We start from the raw sequence: 22245 nt of genomic DNA on the forward strand, positions 1-22245 counted from the left end.
CAGAGGTTCGGACGGCGGGTCGGGCGGGTCAGACGGGTCGGACGGCGGGTCGGGCGGGTCGGACGGGTCAGACGGTGATGCCCAGGAAGCCGTCGTGGGCGATCTCCAAGGTCTCCCGGGCCGGCTGCGACTGGTCCACATCGAACGTCGGTCCGCTCCAGCGCACCGGCAGCACACCGTCGAGCAGCCACCGCACCAGCGGCCGCCGGTCCGGGCCGAGGGCGACGAGTTGCCCCGGCAGCCGCACCGGTTCGATCACCTGCGCCCGCAGCCACGCCCAGACGAGCACGGTCTCCTGGGTCAGCGGCCTGCTGAGCACGACGTTCGTGTAGCGCAGCCGTGTCGGCAGCTGCCACACGTGCCCGTTCGTCCCGCCCTCGATGCGCTCCTCGACGTCCATGGCGCAGCCGAGCCCTTCGCAGGACGTGAAGGAGCCGAGGGCGTGCATGCCGATGGATAGCTGGAAGTGGGAACTGACGGCGAACGGCTGGTCCGGCATGTGCGAGCACTCCGTGGGATCAGGCGGTAGGGCTGCTGCGGGAGCGAAGCGTGGGGCGTCAGCGGGGTGGATAGGCCCCCCAGGGGCTGTCTTCCGCCGGCGATGGTGCCGGCAGCGACTGTGACTGCCACTGCCACGGCCACTGCCACCGCGTCGCCGCCCGGCGCATCCGCCGGGAGAGCCCGAGGGACGGAACCACGGCCTCGGCCAGGAGACCGGCGTGCCGCCGGGCGACTTCCTGAGCGACCTCGCGGGCGAGGGCCGCGGTGTCCGGTGCGGTGTTCGGCGCGGTCGGGTTTCGTGCGGTCTGCGGGGGTGGGGCGGGGGAGGGGGTGGAGATGAACACGGGACTGCCGGTGGAGGGACCACCGGCAGCCGCGTCGGGCGGTGGCCCGTTCCCAGCGGCGGGCGGGGCGACGAACGGCTTGGCGTTGACGGGTACCTGAGGTAGCGGCTGCCCGACGCCGAGCCGCCGCCGGGGACCGGTCGGGAACGCGTCGTGGTCCTGCCGGCCCAGGGTGCGACCGGCATCTTGCGGCGGCGCCGCTCCGTCTTGCGGTGGCGTCGCCCGGTCCTCGCCGGCCGCGCCCTGGTTTGATCCGTGCCGGCGGTGCCTGTGGCTCCAAGGGAGACGAAGTACGGCGGGCTCGCCTTGGACCGGTCGGGCACGGTGTGGTTGCCGGCCCCTTGCCGGGCCGGGGCCGTCGGCTTCACCTCGGTTCGGGTGAGCTTCACGGTGGCCGAGGCCGCCTCCGTCGTCGCGCCCCGGGTTCGTGGGCGGCTCGGGGACGGAGATCTCGGCATGCCCCGGACCCACCGGCGTATCGGTGCCGTGGGCTTTCCCCCTGGCCCCTGGCTCCCGGTGCTTCCCGGGGCGGTCGACGGGCCCGGGTTTTCGTTCCTCGGCACGCTCCTGGCCCGGCGAAGCTCCGGACCGGTCGTAGGGCACGCTTCGGACTCGCCGGTCCACTCGCCGGTCCGCACCATCTCCCTGCGAGGGCAGGCGGATCCCCCGCGAAGACAGGTGGAGTTCCGCAACGGCCTCGTCCCCAGACCGGACGCCCGTAGACCGGACGCCCGTAGGCCGGGCGCCCGTCCCGTACGCGCCGGGCCGATGGCCCACGGTCCTGTCGTCCAGCAGAGGAACGGCGGCGAAGCCCCCGGTTCCGGGAAGGGGCGGGGGCGGGCTCGGGCTCGGGCTCGGGGAGGAGCCCACCTCCACCCCCGACACCTCGGCTCGCGGCAACTCCCCGGCGACGGGCGGCACTTCCGTCCCAGCCGCCACCGCCACCGGCTCCGCGAACACTGGAGCGCCACGGCCGGCCGGCGCCAGCGCCAGTACCAGCGGCACCCCGCGTGGCAGCAGCCGGCCATCGGCCGTGACGAGCGGCGCCGGGCGCCAGGCCGCGAGGTCCTGCCGGAAGCCGTCGAGCCCGCAGGAGAGCGACACCGGCAGCCGTAACAGGCCGACCGGCGCGACGACGCTCCAGTCCGCACGCGGCGGAGGGCCGGCCAGAGCCCCCGCCGGAGAGGCCGGCATCGGCGCCCGGCCCGCACGCCGCCCCCGCCGCCCCCGCTGAGGCTTCAAAGAACTCAACGGGTTCCACCGCTTCAGCACCCCCACCACCGTCACCATCCCCACCACACTCACCGCCCCTCACCGATCGAGGAGTTGATCCGCGCGATCTCACGCACCCATGCGCGCCGCTCCGCGTGCGGCAGGGCGAGGATGTCCTCGTACGCCCAGTGGAAGTGGTAGGCAATGTAGGCGCTCTCCTCACGGAGCCGGCGCTCCGGGTGCGTCATGCTTCCCCCAGGCGGCTGCCCGTGGCCGGTCCGGGCAGGGCGAAGCTGGTTCCGCAGGAGGGGCAGGCGACGGCTCCGTGACCGGAGTCCAGGCCGTTGATGCGTCGGTAGAGGTCCTGGAGATAGGCGAGGTCCTTGGCGAAGAGCCGTTCCACCACGCCCGCGTGGATGTCGCTCACGGTCCCCAGCCGCGTGATGACGAGGCTGAGCAGGACGACCCCCAGATAGGCGGGGTTCTCCCGGACCCGCTGGTCGATCAGGGGCGACAGCTCGTCGCGGGCCGTGGCGAGCCGCATGGCACCCGTGCGGTGCACGGTGCCCGCGGCGTCCACATAGCCGTGGGGGAGCTCGAAGTCGTACTCGGTGCGCAGCAGCGCATCGTTCTCCGGCATGGTGAGGCGGTTCCTCCTTCTGCGCCGGGCAACCGGGTGCCGGCCGGCGGATCCCGGCTCCCGCCGCGGGGCGGGAGCCGGGAGGGTCGTCAGTACGCGGCCGTCACTGGATGTACTGGTCGAGCAGGAGGCTGACCGGGGTCTTCGCCACCCAGACCCGTACGGCGAACACGTCCGCCTTGTCACCGGCCGTCAGCACCGGGGAGGCAGCCGAACCGTCGGCTCCGCTCGTCACCTTGGCGGTGTCCACTCCACCGGGGAACGTCGCCGCGCCCTCGTCCCGGATCTTGAAGGTGACCTCGGCGCCTGGCACGGGACTGCCGTTCTCGTCCTCCACGATGACCTTCATCGGCTCGTCGAAGGACTTCCCCGGGGGCACGGTCTGCCCGGCACCCGCGACGTACCGGACGTGGTGCGCGGCGCCCACCGGCGGGGTGACGGTGAGCCGGGAGAAGGGCGCGACGGCCTCGGTCTCCGTCCAGCGGGCGGTGACGACGCAGGGGCCTTCCTTGAGCGCCTTGAGCAGGGAGCTCGTGGCGACGCCGAGCTGGTCGAGGTCGCTGCCGGTGTACCGGACCTCCTTCGGTTTGCCGTTCTCGAAAACGGCCGAGCCGCCCTCGACGGAGAACTCGATCCGCTGCTTGGCCACCGGCGTACCGTCCAGCTGGACGGCCTTGACCACGAGCGGTTCGGGGAAGCGCTGACCGACCGCGACCGCCTGGTCGTCCCCCGAGACCACGGCCAGCCGGTACCGGGACACGCGCCGCAACGCCGGCCTGCCGGAGAGCGCGGCCCACAGTCGGCTGTCGGCGGACACGGCCAGCCCCGAGGGCCGCGAACCGTCGCCGGTGGAGAACACGGTCGCCCGGCCCTCTCCGGGCAGGACGTAGCCGATGGCATCGCCCTGGCGGCTGGTGAACCAGAGGGTGCCGTCCGCCGTCGTCTTCAGGCGGTGCGCCGGACAGGGAGCGTCGACACGCGTGATCAGACCGTCCGCGACGCTGTACTTGAAGAGCGCGTTGTCCGGGCTGGCCACCCATACGGTGTCGCCCGACGGCGTGACCGCCAGGTCCCGTGCCTCGACGCCGATGGTGACGGGAGTCAGGAAGGTGCCGTTGTGCGCGTCATACCTGACCAGCGACCTGCCCCCGGGAGAGCTGAGCCAGTAGAGGGCCGGCTCGCGCTCCGAGACGGCCACCCCGTACAGGCCGTCCGGGTACGACAGTGAATTCGAGGTGGCGCCGTCGGAGTTGACGAAGACCAGCCGGTTCCGGTCGGACAGCACCGCGACGATGCGGTCCCATCCTTCACGGCTCTTGGCGAGGGCCATGGAGTGGCATTCCCGCCCGCTGCCCAGAGAGTGGATTTGGTAGCTGCCGTGGCTGTCGCATTTGACGAAGGCGGCTGCGCTCTGTCCCGAGATGAAGGTCCACACCCCGTGGTGGGGCCAGGCGACCAGGGAGTCGGCGGTACCGGCAATGGGCGGCCCGGGAGTGAAGACGGTGCTGCCCCAGGGGTTACGGGGCTCAAAGCGGCCGATGGTGCCCTCTGCCGTCACGAACCACAGGTTCTGGTCGTCGCTCTGCCACGCCAGGTCCACGGCGGGCGCGCCGATGGGGAACTCGTCGGGGTTGCCGGCTGGGGTCGTAGTGGCTGTCATTCTGGTGCTCCCTCCTGAAGGCGGGATGAACCGCACGGGTCGATGCCGGTCCGCTAGTCCTGGGTGATCCTCAGCGTCGTGGTCGCGTGCGGTTCGGTGTTGCCCAGACCGACGCTCAGGATCGCCACTTCCTCGGTCAGCCCGGCTGCCACGGGCGGCATGGCGACCCGGCCGAGCTGATCGGTGAGGACCACACGTTCCCGGGTCCCGTCGTCGAAGGTCGCCCCGTCCGCATCGATGCGGCAGGTGAGCGGAATCCCCGGTACGGGATGGCCGTTGGAGATGTACTCGGCGATGAGGGGCTGCTGGACGTGGTCCTTCATGTGCACCACGGACTCGCCCTGATAGACCACCTGGGTCCGGCCGACGAGGGAAGCACCACCGTAAGGAGGCGGAGGTACGACGTACTTGCCGAAGGACTTGTTCGCGGGGCTCGTGTACCAGAGCTCCCCGTTGGTACCGACGCACAGGCCCTGCGCGCCTTTGCCGTGGGGGAGTTCGATCGTGGATACCAGGCTCGGCTGATGGCGGTCGATTTCGTGCAGGCCCTTGCTGGAGGCCACCCACACCTTGTCGTTCGTGTAGAACACCAGCTGTTGCGGCACCGCGTCGCCCAGAGAAACTGTGGTGCTGAGGCCCTCCGCGATGTCCCAGCGGATCACCTGGTTGGGGTTGGTGGCGGTGAACCAGACCGCCTCGGTGTCGGCGATGATGTAGAAGGGCTTCTGCTCGGGGTTGTCGAGGATTCCGACGCTTTCCCATGTCGTCTGACCGGGCGAGCGCCGGAACACGCCGTTCTTGGTCCTGGTGGGGTTGCTGGCCCGCTTCTGACCTGTCGCCCAGTAGGTGTGGGTCTTCTTGTCGATCGGGTTCGTCGCGACGGCCACGTCCCAGAGATAGGTGTCATGGCCGACGGGCATCTTGGCGTAGGTGCCGCCATGGGCGGGGATGGGGAGGATGCCGACGTAGTTGTGGATCGGCTCGGCGAACAGCAGGTCGTAGCTGATGTTCGGTTTGCCCTCGGTGCCCTTGTCGGTCGTCCGGAGCTTGATGCTCTCCGCCCGGCCGTCCCGTGGCTCCAACTCGTACACGGTGATCGGGAATGACCCCTGGGTTTCCATCATCAGGATGGGGTCCACCTTGTCCGGCGACGCCATCCAGATCCGCAGGTTCTCGGATACCGGGTCCTTCATGACCCCGGCGGTGAGGTCGTAATTCAGGGTCGGGATTTCCCGCCTGCTGTTGGGGTCGTTGGGATTGACCCTGACGACCTTCCGGTTGCTGGTGGTGATCCACAAGTAGCGCTGATTTCCCACGGCCACCGAGTGCGGTGTCAGATTGAGGTTGAAGTCCTGAATGTTGGCGGTGTCTGCCACGGTGATCCCCCTCTGGCCTTTTGTGGAAGCGTGAACTCATCGGAGGGCGCGTGGAAGTGCACACCCGCAAAAGGTGCCGCAGACTGATGGCTCACGCGAGGACGATGCTCGGCCGGTCGAGAGTATGCCGCCAGCACTCGCCTACGCACCTGGGTGAAACCGGCCACCGCGGGTGCAGGGTTTCGAGCCTCCGGACGGTGCGGCTCCGACAACTGGGCCATGGATGGCGGTTCGACTGCAAACAGGGGTCTCCGGCAACATCATTCCACGTGATCCCCCTTTGCTTTCCTGCTGGCTGACGGCAAGTCAAGGACACTTGCTCGCCTTCGATATGGTGGAAGAACGTGGCCGGAAGTACTTCAAGAACCGTTTCCGCAAGCGGGGAAAGTGACCCTGTGGTCAGATCACCCACAGGAAGCATCGCGGTCCGGCCACCGGACCGGATTGCCGGACGTACCATCAATGTCCCATCGCGTTCTCCTCTCCTCAACGCACAGGAAACGGCCCGCACTTGACGCTGCTCAACGTCACGGGCCACTGTGTGGTGGTTTTGCCTTGAGGAGGAGCATTGCGCAGTCGGACTCCGTCGTCGGATCGGTCGCAGTGCCCGGTGCGGAAGCCGCCTGGGTCCGAGCAAGCCAGGCCGGCGTCGGCCCTGGCTCCCTCCGGGAGGAGCCCATCGCTCCTGGCCCTCCAACGGGCCGTGGGAAACGGCGCGGTCCTCAGAATGCTGCGAGCGGGCGGCACTTCCCGCGAACAGTCCGACGTGCGCATCCACAGTGACCCCGCCGCCCACCGCAGCCGGCCTCCCGCCCCGGCGCCCGCACCGCCCGCGAGCACTCCGGTCGTGCAGCGCGCGATGCACCTGGCGAACTACGACGAGCGGATCTACCAGAACTCGCGCGGCACGGGTACCGAGTACGCCTTCGTGAAGAAGGCCGACGGCAGGCTGCTCTTCGCGGAGTACGACGGCGTTGACAGGCTGAAGGCCGCACTTCGTGCCCACGGCTTCGACGGCGACGTCCGGACGAGCGCCCTCGACGATTTCATCAAGGACGCCTACCGGAAGAGGGACCCCCGGACGCCTGCTGGGAGAGCGAACCCCCTATGGAGCCATCTCTGGGACGCGCTCGGTGGCCTCTTCCACTACGACAGCATCGCCAAGACCGTCCTGCGCGTCGGCGACGAGGCTCTGGGCCGCGCCACGCCCGGTCTCCTCGCCGCGATCGCCAGGCACGGTCCGCAAATCTGGCACAACTCCGGTGGCTCGCGGGTACCGAGGGCGGAAGGGCATCTGTACGGCCTGGATCTGTCTCGCGGCCGGGCCCTGGAAGTGCTCGGTATCGACGAGGACACGGCCCGCCACTTCGAGGGCGTGCGGTACGAGCGTCTCGCTGAGCGCCAGTACGAACAACGACGTCTGATCCTCAAGAACCAGGACAACGGTGTCAACTTCTTCGAGTACGGAGGCCGCTTCCCGGGAGACCGGACGCGGGTCATGTACGTCTCCACGGCCGGCACGGTCCGGTCCGCCGCGCACCGCATCCGCATCGCGAACCGACGGTTCGACGACGCGGAGTTCTTCGCGCCGGACATGGTTGAGGAGACGCAGAGCGCGCTACGAGCCGAGTACGCCCGGCTCACCCCTCCCCGCCCGGACACCGGCTGGGTGCCGGGCACGGAGCTGACCGCCGTGGACCGAGGCTCCGGCCAGGACAGCGCGATGAACGGGTGGAACGCCCTCGGTGTGGTGGCCTACGCCAAGCGCTTCCTGGGCGCCCCGTACGAACTGCAGCAGAACTGGGAATGGCTGCACGTACAGGGTGCACAGATCGGCGGGGCAACCGACGCGAGCAACCTGGTGGCGGGCACCTACGTCACCAACTCCGCGATGATCCCCTACGAGGACATGATCGCCAGGTGGGCCAGAGCGGATGCTCGGAACTTCTGGGCCCGGTTCCAAGTGACCCCTGGGGGGACTCTGTTCCCGGACAGGATCAGGCTCTCCCTCAAGACCCACAAGCACCGGGACCTGGGCACGCTCCCCGGGATGGTTCTGGCGGAGTTCGATCCGCTCCGCGGCAGGATCGTCGATCGCCTCGCCGGTGAAATCACGAAGCGCAACGTCGACGCCACCCGCGGGCTGTACGAGCCCGGCTGAAGCCCCCCGCCTCTTCCCCCGTCATGCGTCCCGGCGGCGGCCGGCCAGCTCCGAGTAGAGCGCACGCCGTGCGACGGGATCGGTCTCCGCCGCGGCCAGCCGTCCCGCCCAGTCCTCCTTCAGCTCCTCCAGGAACCGCATCCAGCCGCCGCCCGTCGGGGTCCGGAACTCGCCGAGGTCGACATAGCGCTGGTTCACGGCCAGCTTCCCCTCGCCGATCTTGTCCTTCTTGTGCCCGTAGAAGCTGGATTCCGGGTTGGCGGTGGCCTCGGTGGAGCGCCACGTGTGCCGGTAGCCGACCGGGCTGGGGCCACCCGGTGACGTGGTCTCGATTCCCACCTGCAGGGCACCGGCGCGATGGCGGCGCGGTGGGGTGAAGCCGAGGAACATATGGCCGTGCCCGCCGTCCGGGAGGACCACGTCACCATTGAAGTCGCGGCTGCCCAGGCCACCGGCGGCCAGATCGAGACCGTAGAGCCGCACGCGTTCCCATCTGCTTCCGAACTGCACCACGTTCTTCACCGAGGCGAGCTTGCCGCCCTGCTCCCTGAACTTGCCCGCGACGCCGTCCTTGTTGTCGCCGATTTTCATGTGGTGGGTGCCGAAGGCGCGTCGCTCCGCGGGATTCACCTCGTGTCCGCCGTCGCGAGTCAGCCCGAGCCAGTCGGTGAGCGCGAAGGCGGAGTCCCTGACCTTCAGTTGCGGGATCCGGATGTTGACCCGTCCGCCGTGGGCCAGCGCGCGGGCGACGTCCCCTTCCCTGAAGTCGATGTGACCCGCGCCTTCCTTGTACACCTTCAGGCCGTTCTGCAGGATCAGAAAGACGTGGGTCAGGACGGTCCGGGCCCGGGCGTCCTTACGCCACGCGTCCGGGTCGTTCGGTACGAGGGCGGCGCGGGGATCCAGCGTGTCGACGAAGGTCCCGTGGATCTGCCGATCACGCTCTTCTTCGGCACTCTTGCGTGCGTCGTCGGGCAGGGAGCCGCCGCGCAGGGCCAGGTGACGGCCGAGGGTGTATGCGGGACTGGTGGGCGTCGGCCGGCCCTCTTCCGGCCGGCGCCTCGTCCACTCCAGGGTGGCGATGAGCAGGCGCTGACCCGGCCGCAGCCGCAGCCACGTGCGGTAGTCGCCCTTCTCGGTGTACTTTTCGGCGTCCTCGTAGCGGCCGATGCCGATGTCGTCGAGCCACTTCGGTGACCGGGAGAGGATCTGGATGTTCCGGAGCTCGTCGGCGCTGAACACCGGGCCCTCGGTGAGGCGCTTGGTCAGGGCTTTGCTGACATCGCGGGTACTGATCCGGCGGGTACCGCTGTCCTGCCCGGTGAGCAGTCCACTGAGGCGCCCCTTTGCGGCGCGTTCTTCGGCGACCAGGGCCACGGCCTGGTTGCCCAGGACGGGCTGCAGGCCGGCCAAGCCGGTGGCCGGCGGCGCCAACGGCCGTGTCACGGGCTGGAGTTCGGTGCCGGTAAGCGTTGTCGCCCAACCCGTCCGACGGCTTTCGTCGAGGTGTTGCCCCCTGTGCGAGCGCATCCGCCCACCCCTCCGTGGTCGAAGAAGCCCCCGGGGCGGGGGCGAGATCCGCGAACGACGGTTCAGCGGCCGGACAGCTCCTTGTAGGCGCGGGTGACTGCGTACAGCAGCCTGTTCCTGCTCCGGACCGCCATCTCCACCACCTGGTCATCGAGGTTCGCCAGCGTCCGGTTCTCCCTGATCCTGGTCTTGAGGCCCTTCGTGTCGATGGGGCTGTCGGAGGTCAGTTCCTTGGCGGCCAGACTCCTGAGCACGCTGAGGTCGGTCACTTTCGCGTAGACGAGTTCGGCCAGGGCCAGCTTCACGTCATTGTCCAGTCGGTACACCGCGGCGACGCGGTCCTGCCACTCCTGCTTCCTGGCATGGCTCTGTGTGAGCTCGAAGAGCTTCTTGAGCGTGTCCTCGGTGACAGCCTGGCCCTTCCTGTGCCCTCCGACGTTCATGCCGACCCGGTCCATGTCGGTGGAGATCGCGTACCGGGAGTCGAAGCCCTCTGTCACGTTGTCACGCTTGGCGCGCAGCGAGTTCACCAGATGCTCGCCCTCCAGCCTGCCGGTCCCGAAGGAGATGCCGTCCTCCAGCTGGTCCAGGTCCCAGTCCGTCTTCACCTTCACGAAGGTGTTCGGCTCCGGGTAGTAGACCGAGCGCGGATTCACCTCGGCCATGGCGTCCCGGACGGCGAGGTCCACCTGATTGGCGTGCCAGATCAGGATGCCCTCGTCGGTGTCCTTGGTGCCCTCGGAGGCCGTGTAGCCGCCGCTGAACAGGTCCTTCTCCCCGCTGTCCAGGACCTTGGCGGCTGCCGAGAACAGCGGTCCTGCCTTGGTGCCGAACGACCGGGTGTCGGAGTCGCCCGTGTGCAGATAGACATGGTCTCTGCCGCGATCCGTCAGCCCCTGGACCAGTTCTCTCACCACGCGGTGGCGCAGGATGTGATCCCTGATCTCGCCGTAGGGGATGGTGGCTTGGTCGATGTCCGCGGTGGACGAGACCCTGTGGTCGGCCCAGGTGAATCCGACGACCTCGACCCGGAATCGGTTGTTGTCCCAGCGGCGCGTGAAGTCGTTGATCTTGTTCCTGAGCAAGGTCTCCTCGGCAGCCGCGCTCTGCTGCCGCTGGAGCCAACAGTTCACCCCGATCACCAGGGCGAATCGGTCCACGGGCGCCGTCCCCCCGGTGAATCCCGTGCGGTACTTGTCGGCGATCGCGAAGAGGTCCAGGTTGTCGCTGAGCACGGCGGGCACGAGCGCGACCGTCCCCATGCCTCCGCGTTCGACCTCGCCCTGGCCGAAGGCACAGGCCTGCCCGGATGCCTTGAGGGCGGTGATCTGGCCCGCCCGCTGTACGGCCGGCGGACCCGCCTTCGATGCGGACTGCGGCGCTGAGCGCACCCCCGCCCGTTGGACCGAGCCCGCCGGGCCGGGGCCGAGGCTCATGACGCGGATGGCGTTGGCCTCTGCCGCGCGCTCGAAGCGGTCGCACGGGTCGCTGACCTTCAGGCCCGTCCCCACGTCGGTACCGGCGACGGGGCCTTGGCGTTGCTGGATGACGTGGGTGAGTTCGTGGGCGAGGGTGTGTCTGTCGCTGCCGCCGTCGCCGATGACGATGTGGTTGCCGCTGGTGTAGGCGCGGGCGCCGATTTCGGCTGCGGATTTCCTGGCGGAGGCGTCGGTGTGGATCCGGATGTCGGAGAAGTCCGCGCCGAAGCGGTCCTCCATGTCCGTACGGGTGGCATCGTCCAGAGGCCGCCCGCCGGCGCGCAGCACGTCGTGGACCGCGGAGCGCCGCACCTGGCGGAGCATCCGTACAACGGCGGCGTTTCCGGCCGTACTCTGAAGAGCGAGGAGATCCGGGACCTGGGCGCGTACTGCGGCCTCAGGCCCCCGGGCGGGGGCTCGACCGCTCGTGGTGCGGGCCGAGGGCATCTTGTCGTGGTCGCGCAATGAGGGCCTCTTCCCGCATCGGTCGGCGACTACCTCATGCAGTCGTACTGGATGGCGGCGAGACGGTCAAGCGCGGGTCGCCGGCCCTCGTGATGTGGGCGATGGGGTGTCCGCTCCCTCACCTCCTGTCGTTCGCGGTACGGGCGAGGGCGCGGGTGATCACCTCGGCCCGTGCGTTGAGCATGTACATGCTGCCCGCGTAGAAGAGGTCGCCGGAGGCTATGTCGCCCAGTGCGAAGAACCGTGGGACGTCCTCGGGAACGGTGGCACGCAGTGCGTTGCTGGCGACATCGATGCGCATGCCGCCGAGCGGGTTGCGGACAGCCAGTCCGGACCCGGTGAGGGAGTCGACGAAGGGCTGCGCCCGACTGCCGATACGAGCCAGCCCGGAACGGGTGGCGTCGACCACCGTGTCCACCCCGGTCAGCCGTCCGTCGCCGTCCTCCAGGGTGAAGCCGCCGCCCGCACGAGCGGTGACGGCGGCCGTTCGGGACCGTACCGTCAACTGGCCGCTGTCCATGGCATCCAGCAGCGCCCGGGCGGTGGGCGGTGGCATCGGGTTGTACAGCGGTTTGCCGAACGCATGGAACCGGCTCAGGAACAGCCGCCGGTCGGCGTCCGGCATGGCGCGCCAGACGGGTTCCCGCACCTGGTGCATCATCGCCGCCACTGCCGCCTGGCAGGCGTTGTGGTCGAGCCGGGAGAGGTCCTCGCGCAGCCGCTCCGCGGCGGGCCGGTCCGCGGCGAGCGCGCGGAGGTCCACCCCGGCCGCTGTCAGCTCGTCGCGCAGCAGCCGCCAGGTGTCCCGCACCCGCAGCGCACCGTCGCGCGCCACCCGGCGCCGCACCGCTTCCGGCGTCAAATGGCGTAATTCGTACGGGCGTTGGGTGGCACGTACCCCCGGCAGCAGACCGTGCCGAGAGGTCATGGTGATCAGCCCGCGGTGTCCGGAACGCAGCAGTCCGAGCGCGACGTCCACCCCGGACAGACTGCTGCCCAGTACCAGGACGTGCGCGTCGGCGGGTATCGCGGGCAGTACCGAGCGCAGGGGATAGGGGTCCGGGTGGAAGTCGGGGGCGCCGGTCAGCCGGTAGGGGTCGGCGGGCTCGCCGGTCCCCAGGCACAGCACCACCCGGTCGAAGTGGCTGACGCCGCGTGCGCTGCGGACCATCACGTCGTCGGCGGTCGCCTTCGCCTCGACGGCGAACTCCGGTACGACCTCCACCGTCCAGCCACGCCGCTCGGCGTCGGCACGGCAGGCTTCCAGATGGGCCGTCAGATACTCGCCGTAGATCCGGCGCGGAACGTAGGAGTCCACCGGAAGTGACGCGTACGAGGTGTCCCGGTAGCGCGGCTCGCGGTGCAGCCAGCGCAGAAAGTGGCCCCGATCCGCGCACCGTACCGACATGTACCCGGCTTCGCGGTTGACCAGGGCGCAGTCCAGGTCCGGGCGGTAGGCGCGGCCGGTGGCCAGGTTGGCCGATCCCTCGTACACGGTGATGTCACAGCGGCTGTCCTCGCCCTCGAAACGGCGCAGCATGCTGTCCAGCAGACTGACCGCCGCCGCTCCACCACCGATCACCGCCACCCGCATCGCGTATTCCCCTCCCGGCCGCCATGGTCAGCGGTCCGCGTCCAGATCGATGACGGGCAGTCCGCGCGCCTCGTCCAGGCGCCTGGTCAACGGGCTCGGGAACTCGGTGACCACCACCTCCAACGTCGGCCGTACCGTGGCGCGTTGCACGTGACCGCCGACGGTCGAGCCGTCCCGGCGGCCGAGCACCGCGTGCATGTGGACGGAGGGCCGCCCGTCCTTGAGCGCGATGTTGCCGGTCAGGCTGAGCACCTCGGTGTGCTCGGTGACCGGGATCGGGACGTGTGTCCTGCTCTCCGGGTCGAAGAGCGAGAGCGCGGCGTCACGGAAGGCGCCGATTCCGGTGAACGAGGCCCCGGCCACCGAGTGGGCGGTGGCGAACTCCTCCAGTACGGGGAGCACGTCCTCGTCCTGGTCGAAGACGACGGCGAACATCCGGGGTGCGTCATCGGTCAGCAGGCGGCTGTGCATCTGGGTCAACTCGCTCTCGTGGTGCTGGCGGCCGAGTCGCCGCCGGTGACTTCTCCTTGCGCGGGCACGGCCGGCGCGGCCTGCCAACGCGTCTTCAACCGGCCGACCAGGTCGAACTGGTTGATGACCAGTCCCAGGATGACCAGCACGATCGCCGTGGCCTTCAGCGGGCCCAGCGGCTCGCCGAGGATCAGTATCGAGGAGGCCATCCCGAAGACCGGCACGAGCAGGGACAACGGGGCCACGTGGGAGGTCTTGTAGTTGCGCAGCAGATGACCCCACAGGGTGAAGCCGAACAGGATCGTCGGGTACACCATGTAGGCCAGCGAACCGATGCCCGCCCAGCCCATGTGGTCGAAGGAGTGGGTGATCGAACCCCAGCCGTTGACGCCCAGCGAGAGCAGGAACATCGGGATCGGCGGGATGAGGCTCGCCCACACCGTGAACGCCAGCGCGTCGCTCGGGTGGGCCTTCTTGATGACGATGTTGGCCGACGCCCACGACAGCGACGCGCCGATCACCAGCAGCGCGCCGACGGCGGTGACCGACCCGTCGGTGATGCCTATGATCAGCGCGATCCCGGCGGCCGCCACCACCACGCCGGTCAGCTGACGCGGCACGACCCGCTCGCGCAGCACGGCCGCCGCCAGCCCGATCGTCCAGAACGCCTGGAGCTGCATCACCACCGAGGCGAGCCCGGCGGAGAACCCGAAGTGCATCCCGGCGAAGAGCAGCCCGAACTGTCCGATGCCGAAGAACAACCCGTACAACGCGATGTAACGCCACGGTACTTGGGGGCGTTTGAAGAAGAACACCGCGGGCACGGCCGCCAGCAGAAATCGCAGTGAGGCCAGCAGATAGGGGTCGAACGACCGCAGTCCGATGTCGATGACGGCGAAGTTGACCCCCCAGATCACCATCACCAGGATGCCGCCCAGAAGCTTCGGAATCGGCAAGGGACCCTCCTCAAGGGGTGCTGTCGACAGGCCGGCCGGCCTGTTCGGTACGTATCACCTGGAACGCCTCGGCCAGACGGCCGTCCGCCAGACCGCCCGCCGTGGCCTGCCCACGCAACCTGGAACGTATGCCGTCCGCCAGGTCCGTACGGTGGGCGGTCTGCGACGTGTGGGCGCGCAGCGCGGCCAGCTTGCGATCGAACACGTCGGTGACATCGACCCAGGTGTCGGGGCGCGGTGAGGTCATCACCCAGATCTCCGGGACGACGCACGGCCGCAGCCCCTCGGACAGCAGCTCCGGGTAGGCACGCGGGTTGCGGGCGTCCGGGTAGAGCGCCGCCAGCGCGGCCTCTCCCGCGGCACGGTGGTCGGGATGGACGTCCGGCAGGAAGTCCCAGTTGATCTCCGGACTCTGGATCAGCGCCCGCTGCGGGCGGACCCGCCGGATCACCCGGGTGATCTCCCGCCGCAGTTCCAGGCCGACCGTCAACTCCCCGTCGGGCAGGCCGAGGAAGACGACCTCCTTGACACCGAGGGCGTCGGCGGCGGCTCGCTGTTCCGCCTCCCGGACGGCGGCCAGTTCGGCGCGGGGCACGGCCGGGTCCTCACCCCCGGCCGCTCCATCGGTCAGCACCAGATACGTCACCTCGGTGCCTGCCGCGGTCCACTGCGCGATGGTGCCGCCCGCCTTGAAGTCCGTGTCGTCCGGGTGCGCCGCGATCGCCAGCACCCGGTCCACCCGGCCGAACGGGGGCTGCGCGGGTCCGGCGTACGTCACGCGGACCTCACCCCCGCGGTGAACAGGAAGGACCGCGGCACGTTGGGCACCGAGCGCGGCGGCACCGGGTACGGCCAGCGGCCGAAGGAGGCGCCCTCCTCCCCGGGCTGAAGCAGCTCCCTGGTCACCCAGCCGCAGGACGCCAGGAACTCCTCCGGGTCGTCGGTCCCGAACAGCCAGGGGTTGCCGTCCTCCATCAGTACCCGCATGAAACCCTTGGCGAGCGGGTTCTTGAGGGTGGCCTGGCTGGTCATGTCGCCGATCAGAACGGACCCGGGCGCGGACAGCTCATGCAGCGAACCCAGCAGGCCGCGCACCACGTCCTCGGGCAGGAAGAAGAAGAGTCCCTCGGCCACCCACAGGGTCGGCTGCCCGGCGTCGAAGCCCGCGGCGCGCAGCTCGTCCTGCCATGCGGCGGCCAGGTCGACCGGTACCGCCCGGCACCGGCTGACGGCTCCCGCCGAACGCTGCGGCGGGTTCTCGGCCAGCAGCGCCGCCTTGGTCTCCAGCAGCGCCGGCCGGTCCAGTTCGTAGAGGGTGACCCCCTCGGGCCAGGTCAGCCGGACGGACCGCATGTCCATCCCGGCGGCCACCAGCACCACCTGGCGGATGCCGCGCTCCTGGACGGTGCGCACGATGGCGTCGTCCATGTACCGGCTGCGCACCAGCACGAACGGGACGACCGCGGAACCGGCGTAGCGTTCGAGCAGTGCGAAGCCGGTCTCACCGGCGACCAGCCGCGCGTAGGGGTCGTGGAAGATGCGGTCCGGCCGTTCGGACTCCATCGCGCGCGCGGCGGCGGTCCACTGCGCGGTCTTGGACACGGGTTCCATGACCTGGTTCACCGGTTCCATGCGTTACTACTCCCCGTCTGTCGAGGTTGTGTCCGGGTGTTGTCAGACATCGCGGCGTCTGTTGTCAGGTATCCCGGCGCCGGAAGATGCTGTGCAGGACCATGCTGAAGACCGCGGAGCCCTGCGGGTCCAGCAGTTCGCACCGGGGGCGGACGATGCCGGAACCGCGGCGGCCGAGCACCGGGGCGATCCCCAGCACCGTCAACCGGGCCCGCAGCACGTCCCCGGGCCGCACCGGATGGTGGAAACGCATCTCGTCCACCCCTGGAGAGCCCTCCCCGGCAGACCGGTTCAGGATCTCCTCGACGTACCGGCGCATGAACAGCGAGGCCGTCAGCCAGCCGCTGGCCACCAGGCCGCCGAAAGCGGAGTCCCGGGCCTGCTCCGGGTCGGTGTGGAAGACCTGCGGGTCGTAGGCACGGCCGAAGCCGAGGATCTCCTCCTCGGTGACTTCGACCTTGCCCAGGTCGAACACGTCCCCCACGTGAAAGTCCTCTAGGTAGAGCATTGCTGAACCGACCTACCATTCCGCGCTGATGAGTTCCTCCGGCCGGGCCCCGGCCAGCCGGTACCGTTCCGGGGCGGCCGGCCGGCCGGTGTAGAGCCGGAAGAGGGTGGGGACATCGGTGTGGAGCCGCGCCGCCTCCCGGCCCTCTACCGGTGAGCCGAGGACCAGTTCCCGGTCGTCGAGCGTGACGTGCACCCGAGGAGTGGCGACCACCCGCGCGCATCCGGCGAGCGCCTCCATGGCCTGTGGCGCCCCCGCGCTCCGGTACGCGTCGGACATCCCCAGCGCATCCCGGACGTCGCCGCCGTGGATCCATGTGCCCAGGGCCGCCAGGTCCTTGGTGCCGCCGGCCGCGCGGATCGCGGGACCGGCCACCGTCAGACCGCGCTCGAACTCGTCCAGCACGTCGGCGAACGGCCAGTCCCGGCGCTTCTCGACATCCCGCTGGTTCTGGTCGTGGCTCGCCCGGTACGCCGCGCCGGCGGTGAGCCCCACCAGTGCCGCCGCACAGTGCGCCACCACGTCGCGCACCGTCCACGCCGGGCACACGGTGCGCCGCTCCAACATGCCTGACGGCAGGTCACGCAGCGTGGGCAGCAGGGTCTCGCGCTCGGCCCGCAGCAACCGCTCGGGGCCGGTCTCGTCGGCAGGTGCGGTCACGCCACGCCTGCCCGGAAGTACCGCTCCTCGATTCGCCGCAGGGTGCGGAAGTCGTCGATGTCCAGGGTCTCCATGTCGATCTCCTCGCCGCTGAGCCGGGAGACCAGAAGCATGAACTCGATGAAGGCGAGGGAGTCGATGAGCCGGTTCTCCAGGATGTCGAGATCCGGGTCTATGTCGGGTGTCTCCGGGTGACGGGCCAGGATCCACTGCTTGAGCTGTTCCCGTTCAGCGTGCATGTGCTGTCCCTTCGGTGGTTGCGGCTGATGCCAGTGCCTGGTCTGCCTTCGCGACGGCTTCGTCGGCCGCCCCCCAGTCGCCGTAGCGGTCGTGCAGCACGGCGAGCCACCGCTCCAGGCCGAACGCGACGCAACTGGTGAACACCGGCCGCCCGTCGTCCAGTTGGATGGCGCAGCGCTCGCCGAAGAAGTTGCGGTGCTTGTTCACCGACGCGATGGCCAGTTCCCCGGCCAGGAACTCGTACTTGACCGGCGCGATGCGTTGCAGCAGTGCGCGCGGGCCCTCGCCGTCGAAGAACGGGTCGGTCGCCGCCTCCTTGCACAACGGCAGGTCCAGCGCCTCGGCGAACCGCAGGATGCGCGACGAGAAGCGGTTGATGTGTTCCTCGACGAACTCCTGCTCGCCCAGGGCCACGATCTCCCGCATGTGGAAGCCGAGCAGCCTGCGCAGCCCGGTGTACCGCTCCTCCCGGCGGAAGCACCGGCCGACCAGGGTGACCAGGGTGTTGCCCGGCAGGCTGGTGCCCTCCAGCCCCAGGTAGACGGCGTAGCAGGTGGCCGACGGCAGGGCGACCTCCGCGCTCTGCAGCTGCTCCGGCGGGAACTCCTCGATGGCAGAGGCGTCCTGGCCCTGCGGGCGGCGCTCCAGGTCCAGCGCGCTGACCACCAGCGCCTGCTGCGGGAAGTTCTGGTAGTAGTCGAGTTTCGCCAGCTTGGCCACCGGCAGCAGCGGTGCTCCGATGACCGGTGTGGCGCCTTCCTCGGTGCCCCACCGCTCGAACATGTCGTCCAGACGGCGCAGGAGCCGGGCTTCGCCGGTACGCAGGTAGGCGAGACCGTTCGTTTCCATGCAGACCTCCTTCGCCCGGTTCAGATGCCCGGCAGCAGGTCGTCGGCGAAGATCCCCGACCTGACCATGAAGGACATCGGCTTGCGCACCACCTTGCGTTCCAGGTCGCGGCGGGCCGGGTCGGAGACCAGCCGCTCGCGGAACTCCAATGGCTTGTCGATCCGGGCGTCCCGGTAGACCTGCGGGTTGTAGAAGGAGCGGAGGCTGAAGACGATGTAGCGCTTCAGGTACTGCTCGATCTCCTGGCGCTGCTGGTCGGTCATGGTCCTTGCCAGCTCGGAATAGAGCATCGAGACCAGTTCGCGGCCGAACGCGATGTGCCGGGACTCGTCCTCGTGGTGCACCCGGTTGACCTTGCGAATGGTCTCGTGCAGGGAGTCGTCGGCGGCCATCCGCATGTTGTAGAAGTCGACTATCTCCTCGAAGAGCAAGATCCTGGAGAACACCAGGAAGTTCTCCACCTGGGCGTTGTCATGCGGAATGGAGCTGAGTTTCGGCCCGGTGTAGATCTTGTTGCCGTACCGGAGACAGAACTCGGCGAAGAACCACATGTGTTCGTTCTCTTCGCCGATGAAGTGGTGGAAGAAGTCCGACGGCAGTTCAAACCCCGCCGTGTGGATACGCTTGATGACCTCGATGATCAGCTCACGGATGCCCTCGACGTTGAGGCTGTAGAAGTTGATGCTCTCCCAACGGGACAGCCGATGGCGCTCCTCGGTCGTCAACTCACCGGCGACTTCGGTGCCGTAGACGGACATCAGGTCATCGCTCATCCACGACATCTGCTCGGGCAGTGCATCAGGCCAGTCGAACTCGCGGTACGGGTTGTAGTAACCGTCCACCGACTTGTCGATGAGCCGCTTGAGGATCTCGGCGAACCGAGCCGACTGCTCCGGACCTTGCGGCGCCTTCGTGGCTACTGTGGACATACTTCTCCCTGTTCTTCTCTCTGTCGGTGAATGACTGGAGATGATCGAGAGGGGGGCTGGGGCGTTACTTGCACTACTTGTCGCTGCGAATTATGGAAACATCACGTCGCTACTGTGTGAAGTTACGGATCCACTTATCCTGACGTGGATGCTGGCGGAACGGCAGACATTGAGATGCTAGGCGACCGATACAGCCACGAGCCAGCGTCGGTCTGCCCGTAGCGAAGCGGAGTGCACATCTCCAATTTCACCGTCTGTCGTCTCCGGTAGGTCTGAGCAGCCAATTTCCCGTATATTTCAGCAACATTAAGTGATCAAAGTGCCCTCAAACGTGAGTTTGCCCCCGCTGGATGTTTTTCGGCCGACCCCGAAGAACCGCAAACCCGAGGTCACGGGGCTGTGACGGTTGGGGTCGACGCTCAACTCCTCTTCAGCGACAGGTCGTTGGCGTCAGGCTTTGGCACGATCACGCCCCTGGATGGTTCACCATGCCTGAACAGCTGAGGTCTGGTGCGTTCACCGGGACTCCCATCGGGAGGTGAACCCGCCTGCGCATGCGGTCTACTGCCCTGTCGCCATGCGAACGTCGGAAGACCGGCTGCACGGATGACCGGCCGCCGCGTATCAGCGTGATCGCCCGCCCCGTACAGGCGCTTTCCCGGAGCGCTTTCCTAGAGCGCTTTCCAGGAGTATGTGGAGCAATAGCATCCGGGTGTCATCTCCGCCCCCGGAATTGGCCTGGCTCCAGTGCCCGTTACGACCGCAACGAGAAACAGCCGAGGGCGGAGCCACGACCATCAGCTGTTCGGAAACTGCTCAAGCAGCAACTCGTAGCCGTCGATGTGCAGCCCCATGAAGATGCGGCCCCACGGGCGCGTCTTCGGGGTCCAAAGTCACTGGGAGCCCTTCGTCTGGCTATAGGGCGTGCACGGCTTGGAGGTCCCGGTTGAAGACCTGCTCACGGCACATCGCACCTGGCGACCCGGTTGCCACTTCCACTTCCGCATCGGCCGCCGGACCACGACGATCGTCGTCGAGGCATGCAAAACCCCGGGCGGCGAGGAGGCGTAATGCCCTGGTGTGTGAGCCGGCTGGTCGGCTTCGCCCAGGAGACGACCAGCCCCGGCCCGCTGCCCGCAGCTGGGAGGAGCTCAGCCGCCTAGGGCTTGTCTGACAAACGATCACCGTGTGGGTTCACGGAGTCAGAAGAGCCTCGAGCCAGGACGACTCCGGCGTGGTGGCGGTCAGTGAGCTCGTCGACTGGGTTGCGCCAGTTCGGAGCTGCTTGAGGTGGCGGAGCGCCGTTCAGCGTTCGCGGTAGATGTTCGCTCGGAGAGGGGCTCGCACAGCCCGTGCCATTCAGGGAGTTCACGCCACGGAACCCCGGTCGGCAGCCGACGGTTCCTGGGACGGGCCCGCGCTCGCGGTTCAGGAATCGGCGCCGGGGGCTTGGCGGGGGGCGGAAGAGGCACCCGACGGCGGCGGCGAGCACGATGACGGAGACGACGAGGAGGGAAGCCGACAGCCCGCTGATGAAAGCGTCCTTGACGGCTTGCTCCAGGGCGGGGCCCTGGGGGCCGGCTTGTTGTGCCACCTGCAGGCCGGCGGCCGCGGAGTCGTGGACGGATTCGGCTGCCTGGGGCGGGAGCTGGTCGATGCTGGAGGGCAGGGCGTGGCGGTAGTGGCTGCCGTAGACGGAGCCCATGAGGGCGATGCCGATGGCGGATCCGACTTCGCGGGTGGTGTCGTTCATCGCGGAGGCCACGCCTTGCTGACCGCGGCCGAGGGAGCCGGTGATGGCTGCGGTTCCCGCGGCTCCGGTCAGTCCGATGCCGAGGCCGCACAGGACCAGCCCGCCGAGGAAAGGCAGGTAGTCGGATTCGGCGTGGACCCGGGAGATCGCGAACAGACCGCCGCTGAGCAGGGTCAGGCCGGCGGCCATCACGGCTTTCATGCCGAGCCGGGTGACGAGGTGGGGGGTGATGTGGGAGGTGGGCAGGACGACGACGGCCACGGGGACGAGGGCGGCGGCGGCTTTCAGGGGGCTGTATCCGAGGATGAGCTGGAGGTACTGCAGGCCGACGAAGAAGAACCCGAAGACGGCCATGAACTGCACCAGTACGGTGACGGCGCCGGCGCGGAAGCCGGGTATGCCGAACAGGTGCGGGTCGAGGAGCGGTTGGTCGTTGCGCAGCCCGAAGAAGGCGTAGGCGGCGAAGCCGGCGACGGTGACGGCCAGGGCGGCGATGACGGGGGGTTCTGTCCAGCCCTGTTCGTTGCCCTCGACGATGGCGAACACCAGGCAGCCGATGGCGAGGGCTGTGCAGGTTGCGCCGATGACGTCGGGTCGGTGGGGGTGGGGGTCCTTGGTGTTGGGGGCCAGTGCTGCCGCGGCAGCCCCCGCGACCAGGGCGGTTGCGGCACTGGCGACGAAGATGGAGCGCCAGGAGAACTGCTCCAGCAGAGCGCCTGCGGCGAGCATGCCGATGATGGCGCCGGCCGCCGCGAAGCCGGACCACACGGCGACGCCCTTGGCCCGCTGCTCGGCCGGGAAGGCGGCGGTGATCGTGGACAGGGTGCCGGGCATGATCATGGCCGCGCCGATGCCCATGACGACCCGCCACACGATCAGGTGGGCGGTGGTGTCGGAGAAGGATGCCGCGAAGGAGGCGGCGCCGAAGACGACGGTCCCGGCGACCAGGACGTGGCGGCGGCCGATGCGGTCTCCGATCGCGCCGAGGGGCAGGACCAGCGCGGCAAGGGCCACGGTATAGGCGTCGGCGATCCGGGTGAGCGAGGCGTTGGTGGCCGACAGGTCCACGGCGAGGTCGGGAAGGGCCAGGTTGAGGGCCGAGACCGAGGCGACTACCAGGACGAGGGCCAGGCACATGGAGAACAGGACGCCGCAGTGGCTGGCCCGGCCCGCGGCGGCTTCTTCGGACGGTTGGAGGGAGGAGCGGGGAGTCGTCGTCATGGGGTACGTCCCTTGATCAGGGTGGCGGAGCGGCGGGCCTTGATCACGATGAGAGCAGCAATGCC

At 68.9% G+C, this 22245-nt stretch carries 20 protein-coding genes; 1 reads left to right on the forward strand and 19 read right to left on the reverse strand.

What is annotated here, in order from left to right; translation table 11 throughout:
• Nucleotides 1–67: 67 nt before the first annotated feature.
• The 6 genes from ACRAS8_RS35685 to ACRAS8_RS35710 form a co-directional block, all read right to left on the reverse strand.
• Nucleotides 68–499 carry a phage tail protein gene (locus tag ACRAS8_RS35685; RefSeq protein ID WP_438490177.1) on the reverse strand — a complete coding sequence of 144 codons (432 nt, stop codon included), beginning with the start codon at nt 497–499 and terminating at the stop codon, nt 68–70.
• A gap of 58 nt (nt 500–557) precedes the next feature.
• A complete protein-coding gene (locus tag ACRAS8_RS35690; protein ID WP_438490178.1) occupies nt 558–845 on the reverse strand; it encodes a hypothetical protein in 288 nt (95 codons plus the stop codon).
• A 1301-nt stretch (nt 846–2146) separates the two neighbouring features.
• On the reverse strand, nt 2147–2305 hold the full coding sequence (locus tag ACRAS8_RS35695) for a DUF6760 family protein (protein WP_221911647.1): 159 nt from the start codon (nt 2303–2305) through the stop codon (nt 2147–2149).
• Nucleotides 2302–2697 carry a hypothetical protein gene (locus ACRAS8_RS35700; protein ID WP_438490179.1) on the reverse strand — a complete coding sequence of 132 codons (396 nt, stop codon included), beginning with the start codon at nt 2695–2697 and terminating at the stop codon, nt 2302–2304. The genes ACRAS8_RS35695 and ACRAS8_RS35700 overlap by 4 nt, the downstream gene beginning before the upstream one ends.
• A gap of 103 nt (nt 2698–2800) precedes the next feature.
• Nucleotides 2801–4357: a hypothetical protein gene (locus tag ACRAS8_RS35705; protein WP_438490180.1), complete on the reverse strand. Its 1557-nt coding sequence runs from the start codon at nt 4355–4357 to the stop codon at nt 2801–2803.
• A gap of 53 nt (nt 4358–4410) precedes the next feature.
• On the reverse strand, nt 4411–5733 hold the full coding sequence (locus ACRAS8_RS35710) for a hypothetical protein (protein ID WP_438490181.1): 1323 nt from the start codon (nt 5731–5733) through the stop codon (nt 4411–4413).
• Between the two features lie 766 nt (nt 5734–6499).
• Between ACRAS8_RS35710 and ACRAS8_RS35715 the strand changes: the two genes are divergently transcribed.
• Nucleotides 6500–7894 (forward strand): hypothetical protein, encoded by a 1395-nt coding sequence (locus ACRAS8_RS35715; protein WP_438490182.1) that lies wholly within the window; start codon nt 6500–6502, stop codon nt 7892–7894.
• 21 nt (nt 7895–7915) lie between these two features.
• Here the strand turns inward: ACRAS8_RS35715 and ACRAS8_RS35720 are convergent, their stop codons facing one another.
• The 13 genes from ACRAS8_RS35720 to ACRAS8_RS35780 form a co-directional block, all read right to left on the reverse strand.
• The gene (locus ACRAS8_RS35720; RefSeq protein ID WP_438490183.1) at nt 7916–9340 is read right to left on the reverse strand and encodes a PE-PGRS family protein; all 1425 of its coding nucleotides are present in this window, start codon (nt 9338–9340) and stop codon (nt 7916–7918) included.
• A 146-nt stretch (nt 9341–9486) separates the two neighbouring features.
• Nucleotides 9487–11214, reverse strand: a complete 1728-nt coding sequence (locus ACRAS8_RS35725; RefSeq protein ID WP_438490184.1) for an eCIS core domain-containing protein — start codon at nt 11212–11214, stop codon at nt 9487–9489.
• Nucleotides 11215–11485: 271 nt separating this feature from the next.
• On the reverse strand, nt 11486–12961 hold the full coding sequence (locus ACRAS8_RS35730) for an FAD/NAD(P)-binding protein (RefSeq protein ID WP_438490185.1): 1476 nt from the start codon (nt 12959–12961) through the stop codon (nt 11486–11488).
• 27 nt (nt 12962–12988) lie between these two features.
• The gene (locus ACRAS8_RS35735) at nt 12989–13432 is read right to left on the reverse strand and encodes a PPC domain-containing DNA-binding protein (protein WP_438490690.1); all 444 of its coding nucleotides are present in this window, start codon (nt 13430–13432) and stop codon (nt 12989–12991) included.
• A 5-nt stretch (nt 13433–13437) separates the two neighbouring features.
• Complete coding sequence (locus ACRAS8_RS35740; protein WP_438490186.1) at nt 13438–14388, reverse strand: EamA family transporter; 951 nt, start codon at nt 14386–14388, stop codon at nt 13438–13440.
• A 10-nt stretch (nt 14389–14398) separates the two neighbouring features.
• On the reverse strand, nt 14399–15166 hold the full coding sequence (locus tag ACRAS8_RS35745; protein WP_438490187.1) for a PIG-L deacetylase family protein: 768 nt from the start codon (nt 15164–15166) through the stop codon (nt 14399–14401).
• Nucleotides 15163–16020: a class I SAM-dependent methyltransferase gene (locus tag ACRAS8_RS35750; protein ID WP_438490188.1), complete on the reverse strand. Its 858-nt coding sequence runs from the start codon at nt 16018–16020 to the stop codon at nt 15163–15165. The genes ACRAS8_RS35745 and ACRAS8_RS35750 overlap by 4 nt, the downstream gene beginning before the upstream one ends.
• Before the next feature lie 64 nt (nt 16021–16084).
• Nucleotides 16085–16504: a MaoC/PaaZ C-terminal domain-containing protein gene (locus tag ACRAS8_RS35755; RefSeq protein ID WP_438490189.1), complete on the reverse strand. Its 420-nt coding sequence runs from the start codon at nt 16502–16504 to the stop codon at nt 16085–16087.
• A gap of 36 nt (nt 16505–16540) precedes the next feature.
• The gene (locus tag ACRAS8_RS35760; protein WP_438490190.1) at nt 16541–17188 is read right to left on the reverse strand and encodes a maleylpyruvate isomerase family mycothiol-dependent enzyme; all 648 of its coding nucleotides are present in this window, start codon (nt 17186–17188) and stop codon (nt 16541–16543) included.
• Nucleotides 17185–17427, reverse strand: coding sequence for an acyl carrier protein (locus ACRAS8_RS35765; RefSeq protein ID WP_438490191.1), 243 nt, complete (start codon nt 17425–17427; stop codon nt 17185–17187). Before ACRAS8_RS35765 ends, ACRAS8_RS35760 begins: the two co-directional genes overlap by 4 nt.
• Nucleotides 17417–18277, reverse strand: coding sequence for a hypothetical protein (locus ACRAS8_RS35770; RefSeq protein WP_438490192.1), 861 nt, complete (start codon nt 18275–18277; stop codon nt 17417–17419). Before ACRAS8_RS35770 ends, ACRAS8_RS35765 begins: the two co-directional genes overlap by 11 nt.
• A 20-nt stretch (nt 18278–18297) precedes the next feature.
• Nucleotides 18298–19206, reverse strand: coding sequence for a diiron oxygenase (locus ACRAS8_RS35775; RefSeq protein WP_438490193.1), 909 nt, complete (start codon nt 19204–19206; stop codon nt 18298–18300).
• Nucleotides 19207–20365: 1159 nt separating this feature from the next.
• On the reverse strand, nt 20366–22180 hold the full coding sequence (locus ACRAS8_RS35780) for an MFS transporter (protein ID WP_438490194.1): 1815 nt from the start codon (nt 22178–22180) through the stop codon (nt 20366–20368).
• Nucleotides 22181–22245: the final 65 nt, after the last annotated feature.

The organism is Streptomyces sp. S186, assembly GCF_051603415.1.
GTDB lineage: Bacteria > Actinomycetota > Actinomycetes > Streptomycetales > Streptomycetaceae > Streptomyces.